The organism is Bacillus cereus group sp. MYBK15-3, assembly GCF_051916765.1.
In the GTDB taxonomy this organism is placed as follows: Bacteria; Bacillota; Bacilli; order Bacillales; family Bacillaceae_G; genus Bacillus_A; species Bacillus_A cereus.
Genome location: NZ_JBQAHG010000006.1, coordinates 283,540 through 292,872 on the forward strand (window position 1 = coordinate 283,540; position 9,333 = coordinate 292,872).

Below are 9,333 nucleotides of genomic sequence, written 5' to 3' on the forward strand. Positions count from 1 at the left end.
TAAAGAATATGAGAGAACTTAGTTGGGAAAATGCTGTAGAGTGGGGAGAAATTTACTGCCCGATGTTAAAGAAAACGGTCATGACGTACTATGCAAAAGGAGTACCGCCTTACGATACGTATACAAATCCCTTTGTGGATGAAGATGGTAATGCTTTTTGCTACAAATTCGACCAAGATGAAGGGTGTTGGGATGAAAGCTCATATCCATTGTTAGAGCATTGTGAGGGGGTTCGTTATGAGTTGGGAAGCTGAAGAAGGTAAACTCGCAATTACAGGTGTTCCAGATGTAGGGACTTGGGTCGTCTTAGATGGTTGTGTTTGTCGAGTTATTCGGGTAGAAGATAAAGATACTGTTGTGGTTGATGAGTTGTTCCACTTACGTGAGCAATTGGTTTCTCTAGATATGTTAGAACGTTACGCAACGGAAGAGGAGATAATGTTGGAGAGACAAAGACGGTTAGAGTCTGTTGTGTTAGGAGCAAAAAGTCAATTGGAGTATTTACAACGTGAGTTAAGCGGGGCTACGGGAGACTATAAAGAAAAACTAGGAAAAGCTATCGAAATTACAAAAGAATCGATACATGCATACCGGGAAGCGTTACACAACTAGGAAGGGGGAGTAAATATGGTTCGCTATATTAGAGTAAAGCGTGGGACAAGGTTATACGATTCCCTTGTTCTGGCGGAGAAAGATATAGATAAGGTAATTGAAAACAAGGATAGAATTGAAAAGATTATTGGCTGCAGTATGAAAGATAATTTAGCGGGGAGTACAGACTTACAGCTATTAAAAGTACCGGAGGAGTTAAAAAATCAATTCAAGAAGAACCCTAATGGTTACGGGTACTATGAGGTTAAAGTTCGTTCGCAGGTTAAAAAAGATTGGGATGCGTTTGTGAAGGAAACAGGAGTTCAGTTTATGGACTTAATGACGGTTATTCGAATGTATGGGTTAGTGCCACAATTTAGGCAACCACGATTCCATCATTTCCACGCAATGGACGATGATTTTTACTTCACGGCGTATGAAAAAGATGACAAAAATGAGTTATTACATAAAGACATGGAGTTCATTTCAGAATTGGATTACATGAAGATTCGAACGGATTATCTAAATCGAAATCCAGAAGAAGGTGTTGCGTAATGTGTGAGGTCGATACGGTTACGTATACGGGGCGTAAAGTAATAGAACGTATGAAAACCTATTGGGTTGTGTTAGAGGGTAAGAAACGTAAGAATATCGAGGCGTATACAATAAAAGAGGAAGGTTTATATGTACGATTCGGTGATAACGATGATGAGGTTATGATAAGTGAGAAGCCATTTAACTTTTTCTTTGAGAACACGTTCGTAGATTATGAACCGCAGAAAAAGGCTTACCATGTTTGGGATAAAACAGGTGAAGGTGATGAGGCAGGGCATGAAGTTGTGTTTGCAGAAACAAGCAGGAAAGCAATTAAGATGAGTCAGGCATTCGGTATGAGTGGGTATGTGGAGGATATGTGTGCTGAGAGACAACATCATTTTGATAAATACTCAGATACGCAAAAAATACCGTTTGCAGAGATGATGAAACATGGTTGGTTATATGAATGTTTATGGTGCAGCTCCTTTACAGATAATGATTCCGGTGAGGTAGTAAATGAGAGTGTTATTTGTGACGATTGTATTTATGATGCAGAAAAAGAGGCACGAAATGAAAGTAAAGTAGATTAGTATACAGCGGGGTGTTGGGTCTGTGATAAGATTCAGCGCCTTTTTTCATGGTGTATTTAGTAATATAAATATAGGAATTTCATTTCTTGTATGGAGGTGTTGATTTGAAGTTAGATGTGACGCTAAAGGCGGAGGTACATATCGATAAGCAGGTTATGGAAGAGTTAGACCTTACACCAGAAACAATTCAAACAATGGAAGACTATCAAGTTATTGAAGATGAGGCGTACAAGGTCGTAACAAGCGTCGTAAAGGTTAAAGAATCGGGCGCTGCTTCTGATGTACCTAAAGGGTTGGCGGCGTTTATGTATGGGGTTATGAAAGGGGCAAGACGTAGTGATTTTACAGAGTTCTTAGAAAACTGGGAATTAACTATGACCGATTTTGCTGAGATAGAAGATTGGTTTCAGCGTAAGGCAGAGATTAAGTTATGACAAAATTAGAATATAAAGAGTGTAAGTGGTGTAGCGGTACAGGAAGTGAGTATATGCATATTCCTTGCCCGGATTGTCAGGGACATGGTCAGTGGTTTATCGATGAGTCTGGTAAGGGTTATAGCTTTGACGAAGGTATCGAGTTAATAGAGGCGCAAAAGAAGGAGGGGATATCGTGAAGTTCGTTGCAATTATGAGAAAAGATGAGGAAGATGTGTTTTATAACGTAAAGAATAATGAAGATACCGATACGTTAAACGAGGAGTGTTTCTTGCCTTCTGAGGCGTTGGCAAAACAAATTATTGAGGATGAGCTATGTATCGATTACAAGCCTGTAACGGTTATGTTAGAGGTGCTTGAGCGCAGCGGGTCGTTTACGTATGAGGTGACTGAAATCTAAGTAAATAAATAAAACAGTAAAGGTGGAGAAGAGTAATGGCTAAAGTAGTTATTTCTGTAGAGGAAACAATCAAATATAGAAGTGATATTACAGTAGAGGTTCCGGATGGTTTAAGTGAGAAAGAGCTGAACAGTATTTTAGATAAAGTAGAAGATAAACATAAATACGATGGTGGCGCTAAAGATATTGCACATACGTTAAAACAAAATCATGGATTTAATGTGGTTGAGGTAGCTAGTGGATTCCCAGATTCACCTTCTAGTTCTGAGTCTGAAATTGAGGACTTCTCGTTCGTTAAAGGTAAGTAAAAAGTAGGCAGTAAGGAGCTTTTATATGTTTAAAAAAGTCATAGGGTTTATATTGGTTGCTAGTGTGCTGACTGGGTGTGGAGGGGGTTCAGATACTCAAAATAAGAAAACGTCAAAGGAAGTAGCTGAGGAAATTGAGAAACAAAACAATAAAGGCAAAGAACCTCAAAAGCTAGGTAATTTCGAGGTGTTAGAGGATTACAAGGCTTTAAGTGGTGATACGGAAACTATAGAAGAAATGAAAGTGCTGCGAGATGTGGAGACTCAGTGTAAATATGTCTATATTTATGGACGCAAAATGGATGGCGGCGGGGCTACAATAACGCCTAAATACAAAAAGGGTCAAGTGGATTGCGGACAAGTAGAATAAAAATTAGAGGGTCGTTGGACTCTCTTTTTTAAAGGGTAACTATTGACTAAAATATAATAAAGTGGTATAGTATAAGTAAGCTAACAAGGCAAACAACAAATAAAAACTTAAAATATAAATAATAGCTAAGGAGCTGTTTTTAAAATGAATATACAATTAACTAAAGAAGTAACTACAAAATATAAAACGTTATGGGAAGTTATTGAAGAATCAAAAGCAGGTAAAGAGTATTTAGCTAGTGAAACACAATATGAAAACTTGAAAAATATCTTAGCAACAATGGAAGAAGAAAATATAAAACAGGTTTATAAAGATTGGAAGGAAATCACAAGCCCGTGGCATGATGACGTTGTGTTTAATTTGTTACATGGGGGTAACGGTGGTTTTGTATGGGCGGGTGATGATGGATTTTATATGGATTTCGCTCACTGGTTAATGGTTCAAGGGGAAGAGTTATACAATGATTTTAAAGCAAGAGGGGTTAAGGCGGTCGCTGAATATGTTAATAAACATAAAGTAAGTGAAGATGATTATGTGTTTGAATGTATGATATATGCGTTTCATCCTTATATTGATTAATAAAAGGCAAATAATTACCTCACTTAGTAGAATTAAGTGGGGTATATTTATATGTAAAATCGTCGGGAATTGCTTTTGTTATAAGAAGTTCAAATATATCACAAACTATTGACTAAAATATAATAAAATGGTATAGTATAAGTAAGGAAAAATACTGGAGGTATGGGTTATGAAAATGTTTTTCATCTTACATAAAGATACGGGTTATAAATACTTAGATTTAGAAACAATGGAGTTGGTTGATATTGACGGGTTCTCGGAGCGATGCCTACTACCTACAGAGTGGTTAGCTGAACAGGTGATTGAAACACGGTTGGATGCCAACTATTTTGTACATCCTGTAGTTATCGAGGAGTCTTTTGCTGATGGCAGTATGTCGTTTGATTTTACTGCTCCTGATGCGTGGAAGGATTTTACCGAGTTTGAAGTAAAATAATGAACTACTGATTTACAACAAGCATATTGACTAAAATATAATAATATGGTATACTATAGGTAAGTTAGCAAGACAAGTAATAACTAAGGAGCTGTTTTAAATGTCTAAAGGGTATAAAACGTTATGGGAAGTTATAAAAGAAACCAAGGATGGTAAAGAGTATTTAAATAGCCAAAAACAATATGAAAATTTAGAAAAAGTCTTAGCAAATTTAGATATAGAGAATGTGAAAATTATAAACACTGAATGGAGAAAAATCACGGACGCTTGGTATGATGATGTAGAATTTAACAAGTTACATATAAGTGAAGGTGGATTTGTTAATGCCGGGGATGACGGGTTCTACATGGATTTTAGAAATTGGCTTCTTGTACAAGGCGAAGAATTGTATAACGAAATGAAAGAAAAGGGTCATATGGCTGTCGTTGATTACGTAAACAAACATCAAATTGGGGAGTCTGAGTATAGATTTGAATGTATGGTTTACGCTTTACATCCTTACTTGGATTGATGTAAAGGATAGGGCTTACCTCCCCGGTATTGTGGTAGATGTTCCTATACCGGGGTACTTGTAATGAGTATAGAAACAACAAAAAGAAAGGATGTTGTATTGTGGGGTTTATGGGCGGACTAAATAAAGCGGAAAAGGTTATTAATGGGGTAACTTATACACTTGCGAAAATTGAAGCAGTTGATTTATCTGAGGAATTTGACCATGTTCCTGGGGTTATTGAGGTGACACATAGATTAGATGGTTTTACTGTACCGATATTTATCATTGTAAATCACAGGCTGCAGGAGATGTCAGCAGTAACAAAGGAAGCAGGAGAATACGAACAAGTGCAAGATAAAGGATTAATGAAAAGCGCAAGATTAGTTGTGGAGGAATTGTATGGAGATTGGAGACGTCTGAAGCAGGAAAATAATCTAATATAGAAGACTTCTGTAAAGAGGTCTTTTTTTGTGTAATTGTTGACTAAAATATAATAATATGGTATACTGTAAGTAAGTTAACAAACAACAAACAAATAAACCGATAGGGGCTGTATAAAATGGAAAAAACAATGTGGGAAGTTATTGAAGAATCTAAAGCAGGAAAAGAATTTATGACAAGTAGAACGCAATATAAGAACTTAGAAAAGATTTTATCAAAACTACCTAAAGAGAATATAAAGAAAATCGAGGAAGAATGGCAAGGTATCGTAAACAAGTGGGGTAAGGATGCTGAATTTGATAAACTACATAAAGGTAATGGTGGCTTTGTTAATACCGGGGATGTTGGTTTCTATATGGATTTTGCAAACTGGTTAGTGGCGCAAGGAGAAACGTTGTATAAGGATTTCAACGAAAGAGGTCATATAGCGGTTATTGAGTATAAAAGAAAACATAAGGTAGCTCCTAAAGATTATAGATATGAGTGTATGGGTTATGTGTTCCAACAGTTTTGGGAAGATAAGTAAAAGGTAAAGGCTTCTATAATGAAGCCTTTTTTTATTTGATAATAACTAACACCTTTTAAATAAAGGAAGCTGATACAATACAGGTAACGGTAAGGCAGAGCCTATTTACATTATCGAACAAGGTTCTGCACAATAAAACAAAGGGGTTGTTCGCTTATGTTGTGGGGTATTGCTCTAGCGTTGGTTAATGTGTTAGTAGGTCTGTATTTTGAAAAACCGGAGAAGTGGAAGCCAGTAACGAGGGTGTTAGCTACATTATTTTGGTTGCCGTTATTGCTTGTTGCAATTACTTTGATTGTGGCAAGAAAAGGAAAGAAAAAGGTACGAAATGATAAGACTGTAGCGGTTTGATATAAGTAAAAATTTTATAATAAATGTATGGAGCAGGTGATGTATAATCTCCTGCTTTTTTGTAATAAAGAATACCTAACAATACAAATACAAAGGGGATAAAAAGATGAGTGAATTAAGTAATGCTGCAGTATTGGTAAAGCGTGATTTGGATGGGGGTAACGGTCAGGCATCTATGGCAAACGCAAAGATGGCGGAGCAGGTGTATTATGAGCTAAAAGAGTTCTACCCAACGCTTCACATGGTTACGGAGGGAATCCATCAACACTTCTGTACGGGAATAGAACCATTAGAAAAGTTAGAGGAAGAACTTAAGAAAAGACGAAACTGCTTACGTGATGAGTTAGATGGGATTAACGTGGCATTAGAACAAATTGAAATCAGCAAATAAAGCAGCTAGGTAACTATAAGTAAAGGGTTGGTTATGGTGAGTCTAAGCCGAGGGTTTGCAGGTAGGGTTACAAGAAGGGGTAAGGGTTTATATACCCCTTCACAAAAGGATAAGGTTCTAAGTAAGGTGACAAGGCGTGTAGAGTCGTCGTGTTTGGGTAAAGACGGATTCGGGGTTGGTTGGGTTAAGATGAACCTCGCAGCAATAAGCAGGTTAGACGATAAGGAAGAGTAAACAAAGAGAGGGATTGTAGAATGTCGAAAACGTATTATAGCTTTAATCTTGCCAGACTCCCTGCAGGTACAACGTTTTATGTTGTAAATGGGGCTTGGAATGGTGAGGTTATTCTTAAAGATGGTGTTAAACATTTAGTTATAGCAGGAGATTTAGATAACCCACGAATGCTTACAGATGAGAGAGGAAAAAGATGTAAGGTAGACATAAGAATCGAATATCTAGCGGGTCGTGTAGAGCCGTTACCTTTTGATGAGGGTACGACGTATACAGCCCTAGATGTTATGGAGTTACCTGTAGGTACAACGTTCTATGTAGAAAATGGAGATTGGCACGGGGAAATTGTGGTAAGTCATGGACATGCGTGTCTTTGGGAGAAAGAAACTGGTGATATCGATATTGATATGAAGAGCGGTAAAGTTATAGGTCATGACTCATATGTTATCGATAAGGTTACAGTAAATACATTAGGGGAAGATATAGCGGGTAGAAAAGAAGACAGGAATATACCTGAAGATGAACTGAGAAGAAAGTGCCTTGAAATGTTCAAAACTGAAGCGTTAACTGTAGGGGACTGGGTTATAGATGTAGTTTGGAATGATATGACACTGATTACGAAAGAAAGCGATATTGAGTTACTGCGTGATTTCTTTACAAACCGTGGAAAGATATATCGAAAAGCTACGCCTGAGGAAATTAGAATTAAGGAGCGTACTGGTGTATTTGAGACAGATGGACGCATGCTCGATGGGTGGAAAATAGGTGATGCTGTCGAGAACGGTGGGTATGGTTACGGTCGTGTATCCGAAGTTCATGGCGATGAAGTGCGTGTATTAGGTATGGGCGAGAAAGAATGGTATCACAAAAGCGAAATAACGCCCGCATTCTTTGTAGGGTCAAAGCCTAAAGGTCTTTCCGTAATGAGGTAAGGAAAGCGTACATGGGGTAAAATAAAGCCTTGTAAAGTAAGTATCGGGGGAAGTATATGAGATATAGAGTTGTTAGTCTGAGGATTCGGCATATACGTGTAAACCTGCTTAATATGGTACAGGTAGACTTTGCACAAGAAGTAGGTGTAAGTGCAAAGTCTCTCATTTCTATGTGGGAAAATGAGTTTATAGAGCGCAGTCCTTCTCGTAAAACAAGCATAAAAATTGCAGAGTTAGCGGGTGTTCCTCTTGACTATGTGATGGGTGAGGATATCGATATTGAGGGGGAAATGCCTGTAAATGAAATAGATAAACTATTGGAGGAAATTTTAGTAAAGACACCAACTACACAGCGAAAGATTATAAAAGCAATGAAGGCTATTGTTGATGTAGTAGATTAAGGGGGCTGCAAGTGTGGGGGTACGTTGTATTGAAGATGTGTATCTAAATCCAAATCAAGAGTATGAAGATTCGGGTAAAAAGGTATTTACAAAAGGAAAATGGTATAAAACAAGGCATGCAAATATAAAAGTGGGTAACCCGTACGAGCCTGAGGTGGTTAGGGTGTTACGTGCGAAAAACGATTTAGAGCAGCAACATATTATTAAACACTGCACAGAGGGAGCAGATAATTCCTTTTACGATAAGCATTTTAAAGAAGAATAAGATATAAAGAGTAGAGGTGGATTACATTGGTGGATATGAAGGTTACAGATTCCGAGAGAATTATGGTAGAGGCGATTCGAGGGGTTAATTTTCACCCTTGTCATGCATTAGCAGCGTTGAATAACACATTATCTCAAAATGAGGCGTTCCGAAAAGAAGCAAACAAGATAGCCGATGCTATTGTAAGTATGGGTGAGGATGCACTGGGTGATGGTGTATTAGATTGAAGCGTCAATTAGGTAAGACATCTCTAGGAGGTGTCTTTTTTCTATGTCCTGATAAGGAATCGATTCAGATAATCAGCTAGTTGGTTAAAGGAATTAGTATTTTGGAAAGGGTGAGTAAATATGGTAGCTGAGCCAAAAGAGATAGCTAACTATAAAGCAGGTGACGGTACAGAGTTTTGGGTATCTGTAGACGAGGAAGGTTTGCATTACATTACAGCAAAATTCCCGTACTTAACTGGTTCGATTAAGTATAGAAACAATTTTGTTCAATATATTCAAAACGGTATAGAAGACGAGGCTACTGCAAAGGGAATCGCTAAGTTCGCTTTAGCTTGTTACGAGAGGTCGATAACGAAAACTGGGGAGTCGAAGTACAAGGTATTTTTACCGACTTCATATGTAGGGACGTATTCCTTACAGGACTTAAATATCGATGATGGGACTTTAGGTCATGGCTCTATTATAACGGTAGAAGGATGCAGGTATCTTGTTGGGAATGTGTATATAAGTAAGGATGAGACCATTGGGTTAGAGGTAGCTAGAGTTGGTAAACCTGTTGAGTAACTCACCCGTAATAAAAACATACTCAGGTTCCTTAGGTATACAAGAGGTTGTGGGTATGCTCTTTAAAGATATTAAGGATACTTTAGGTTCGGTTGTAACTTCCTACGTAGCGGATACGTTTCTACAGGCAAAGAAGCATAAAGGGGTTGTATTGACGGATACCGGGATGATTCTGAAGGTGATAGTGGAGTTTACGGACAGTAGTTGGGTATGTGAAGTGAGAGACGCAGTATAGAAAGTGACAACAGGGTTAGATACAAGACGGT

General features: G+C 37.8%; 22 protein-coding genes. All 22 read left to right on the forward strand.

Features of this window, described 5'->3' with window-relative positions; genetic code table 11:
• Window positions 1–8: 8 nt before the first annotated feature.
• The 22 genes from ACTFR8_RS24010 to ACTFR8_RS24115 all read left to right on the forward strand — a co-directional run bounded on the left by ACTFR8_RS24010 (window position 9) and on the right by ACTFR8_RS24115 (window position 9,302).
• Entirely contained in the window at window positions 9–254 is a 246-nt protein-coding gene (locus tag ACTFR8_RS24010; RefSeq protein ID WP_221660564.1) for a hypothetical protein, read from the forward strand.
• The gene (locus tag ACTFR8_RS24015; protein ID WP_440028458.1) at window positions 238–612 is read left to right on the forward strand and encodes a hypothetical protein; all 375 of its coding nucleotides are present in this window, start codon (window positions 238–240) and stop codon (window positions 610–612) included. The genes ACTFR8_RS24010 and ACTFR8_RS24015 overlap by 17 nt, the downstream gene beginning before the upstream one ends.
• A gap of 15 nt (window positions 613–627) precedes the next feature.
• Window positions 628–1,146 (forward strand): hypothetical protein, encoded by a 519-nt coding sequence (locus ACTFR8_RS24020; protein WP_440028461.1) that lies wholly within the window; start codon window positions 628–630, stop codon window positions 1,144–1,146.
• On the forward strand, window positions 1,146–1,718 hold the full coding sequence (locus ACTFR8_RS24025; protein WP_440028463.1) for a hypothetical protein: 573 nt from the start codon (window positions 1,146–1,148) through the stop codon (window positions 1,716–1,718). The genes ACTFR8_RS24020 and ACTFR8_RS24025 overlap by 1 nt, the downstream gene beginning before the upstream one ends.
• 104 nt (window positions 1,719–1,822) lie before the next feature.
• Window positions 1,823–2,152, forward strand: coding sequence for a hypothetical protein (locus tag ACTFR8_RS24030; RefSeq protein WP_440028465.1), 330 nt, complete (start codon window positions 1,823–1,825; stop codon window positions 2,150–2,152).
• Window positions 2,149–2,331 carry a hypothetical protein gene (locus ACTFR8_RS24035; RefSeq protein WP_221660569.1) on the forward strand — a complete coding sequence of 61 codons (183 nt, stop codon included), beginning with the start codon at window positions 2,149–2,151 and terminating at the stop codon, window positions 2,329–2,331. Before ACTFR8_RS24030 ends, ACTFR8_RS24035 begins: the two co-directional genes overlap by 4 nt.
• Window positions 2,328–2,552 (forward strand): hypothetical protein, encoded by a 225-nt coding sequence (locus ACTFR8_RS24040; protein WP_440028468.1) that lies wholly within the window; start codon window positions 2,328–2,330, stop codon window positions 2,550–2,552. The genes ACTFR8_RS24035 and ACTFR8_RS24040 overlap by 4 nt, the downstream gene beginning before the upstream one ends.
• A 35-nt stretch (window positions 2,553–2,587) precedes the next feature.
• A complete protein-coding gene (locus ACTFR8_RS24045) occupies window positions 2,588–2,860 on the forward strand; it encodes a hypothetical protein (RefSeq protein ID WP_440028471.1) in 273 nt (90 codons plus the stop codon).
• A 25-nt stretch (window positions 2,861–2,885) separates the two neighbouring features.
• Window positions 2,886–3,230 (forward strand): hypothetical protein, encoded by a 345-nt coding sequence (locus tag ACTFR8_RS24050; protein WP_440028473.1) that lies wholly within the window; start codon window positions 2,886–2,888, stop codon window positions 3,228–3,230.
• Window positions 3,231–3,374: 144 nt separating this feature from the next.
• Entirely contained in the window at window positions 3,375–3,809 is a 435-nt protein-coding gene (locus tag ACTFR8_RS24055; protein WP_221660573.1) for a DUF4240 domain-containing protein, read from the forward strand.
• Between the two features lie 169 nt (window positions 3,810–3,978).
• Window positions 3,979–4,245 carry a hypothetical protein gene (locus ACTFR8_RS24060; protein WP_221660574.1) on the forward strand — a complete coding sequence of 89 codons (267 nt, stop codon included), beginning with the start codon at window positions 3,979–3,981 and terminating at the stop codon, window positions 4,243–4,245.
• A gap of 100 nt (window positions 4,246–4,345) precedes the next feature.
• On the forward strand, window positions 4,346–4,756 hold the full coding sequence (locus tag ACTFR8_RS24065) for a DUF4240 domain-containing protein (protein WP_221660575.1): 411 nt from the start codon (window positions 4,346–4,348) through the stop codon (window positions 4,754–4,756).
• 101 nt (window positions 4,757–4,857) lie between these two features.
• A complete protein-coding gene (locus ACTFR8_RS24070) occupies window positions 4,858–5,181 on the forward strand; it encodes a hypothetical protein (protein ID WP_221660576.1) in 324 nt (107 codons plus the stop codon).
• Between the two features lie 116 nt (window positions 5,182–5,297).
• Window positions 5,298–5,705: a DUF4240 domain-containing protein gene (locus tag ACTFR8_RS24075; protein ID WP_221660577.1), complete on the forward strand. Its 408-nt coding sequence runs from the start codon at window positions 5,298–5,300 to the stop codon at window positions 5,703–5,705.
• Window positions 5,706–5,861: 156 nt separating this feature from the next.
• Complete coding sequence (locus ACTFR8_RS24080) at window positions 5,862–6,056, forward strand: hypothetical protein (protein WP_221660578.1); 195 nt, start codon at window positions 5,862–5,864, stop codon at window positions 6,054–6,056.
• 106 nt (window positions 6,057–6,162) lie between these two features.
• The gene (locus ACTFR8_RS24085) at window positions 6,163–6,447 is read left to right on the forward strand and encodes a hypothetical protein (protein ID WP_221660579.1); all 285 of its coding nucleotides are present in this window, start codon (window positions 6,163–6,165) and stop codon (window positions 6,445–6,447) included.
• Between the two features lie 254 nt (window positions 6,448–6,701).
• Entirely contained in the window at window positions 6,702–7,610 is a 909-nt protein-coding gene (locus ACTFR8_RS24090) for a hypothetical protein (RefSeq protein WP_221660580.1), read from the forward strand.
• Between the two features lie 56 nt (window positions 7,611–7,666).
• Window positions 7,667–8,011 (forward strand): helix-turn-helix transcriptional regulator, encoded by a 345-nt coding sequence (locus tag ACTFR8_RS24095; protein ID WP_221660581.1) that lies wholly within the window; start codon window positions 7,667–7,669, stop codon window positions 8,009–8,011.
• A gap of 13 nt (window positions 8,012–8,024) precedes the next feature.
• On the forward strand, window positions 8,025–8,276 hold the full coding sequence (locus tag ACTFR8_RS24100; RefSeq protein WP_221660582.1) for a hypothetical protein: 252 nt from the start codon (window positions 8,025–8,027) through the stop codon (window positions 8,274–8,276).
• Window positions 8,277–8,305: 29 nt separating this feature from the next.
• Window positions 8,306–8,503 (forward strand): hypothetical protein, encoded by a 198-nt coding sequence (locus ACTFR8_RS24105; protein ID WP_221660583.1) that lies wholly within the window; start codon window positions 8,306–8,308, stop codon window positions 8,501–8,503.
• 120 nt (window positions 8,504–8,623) lie between these two features.
• A complete protein-coding gene (locus ACTFR8_RS24110; protein WP_440028480.1) occupies window positions 8,624–9,067 on the forward strand; it encodes a hypothetical protein in 444 nt (147 codons plus the stop codon).
• A 55-nt stretch (window positions 9,068–9,122) separates the two neighbouring features.
• Complete coding sequence (locus tag ACTFR8_RS24115; RefSeq protein WP_440028483.1) at window positions 9,123–9,302, forward strand: hypothetical protein; 180 nt, start codon at window positions 9,123–9,125, stop codon at window positions 9,300–9,302.
• Window positions 9,303–9,333 lie beyond the last annotated feature (31 nt).

Coding starts and splice junctions, on each gene's coding strand:
- ACTFR8_RS24110 (WP_440028480.1), top strand. CDS start 8,624: ATGGTAGCTGAGCCAAAAGAGATAGCTAACTATAAAGCAGGTGACGGT.
- ACTFR8_RS24050 (WP_440028473.1), top strand. CDS start 2,886: ATGTTTAAAAAAGTCATAGGGTTTATATTGGTTGCTAGTGTGCTGACT.
- ACTFR8_RS24015 (WP_440028458.1), top strand. CDS start 238: ATGAGTTGGGAAGCTGAAGAAGGTAAACTCGCAATTACAGGTGTTCCA.
- ACTFR8_RS24095 (WP_221660581.1), top strand. CDS start 7,667: ATGAGATATAGAGTTGTTAGTCTGAGGATTCGGCATATACGTGTAAAC.
- ACTFR8_RS24080 (WP_221660578.1), top strand. CDS start 5,862: ATGTTGTGGGGTATTGCTCTAGCGTTGGTTAATGTGTTAGTAGGTCTG.
- ACTFR8_RS24060 (WP_221660574.1), top strand. CDS start 3,979: ATGAAAATGTTTTTCATCTTACATAAAGATACGGGTTATAAATACTTA.
- ACTFR8_RS24035 (WP_221660569.1), top strand. CDS start 2,149: ATGACAAAATTAGAATATAAAGAGTGTAAGTGGTGTAGCGGTACAGGA.
- ACTFR8_RS24020 (WP_440028461.1), top strand. CDS start 628: ATGGTTCGCTATATTAGAGTAAAGCGTGGGACAAGGTTATACGATTCC.
- ACTFR8_RS24090 (WP_221660580.1), top strand. CDS start 6,702: ATGTCGAAAACGTATTATAGCTTTAATCTTGCCAGACTCCCTGCAGGT.
- ACTFR8_RS24055 (WP_221660573.1), top strand. CDS start 3,375: ATGAATATACAATTAACTAAAGAAGTAACTACAAAATATAAAACGTTA.
- ACTFR8_RS24045 (WP_440028471.1), top strand. CDS start 2,588: ATGGCTAAAGTAGTTATTTCTGTAGAGGAAACAATCAAATATAGAAGT.
- ACTFR8_RS24065 (WP_221660575.1), top strand. CDS start 4,346: ATGTCTAAAGGGTATAAAACGTTATGGGAAGTTATAAAAGAAACCAAG.
- ACTFR8_RS24085 (WP_221660579.1), top strand. CDS start 6,163: ATGAGTGAATTAAGTAATGCTGCAGTATTGGTAAAGCGTGATTTGGAT.
- ACTFR8_RS24010 (WP_221660564.1), top strand. CDS start 9: ATGAGAGAACTTAGTTGGGAAAATGCTGTAGAGTGGGGAGAAATTTAC.
- ACTFR8_RS24115 (WP_440028483.1), top strand. CDS start 9,123: ATGCTCTTTAAAGATATTAAGGATACTTTAGGTTCGGTTGTAACTTCC.
- ACTFR8_RS24075 (WP_221660577.1), top strand. CDS start 5,298: ATGGAAAAAACAATGTGGGAAGTTATTGAAGAATCTAAAGCAGGAAAA.
- ACTFR8_RS24025 (WP_440028463.1), top strand. CDS start 1,146: ATGTGTGAGGTCGATACGGTTACGTATACGGGGCGTAAAGTAATAGAA.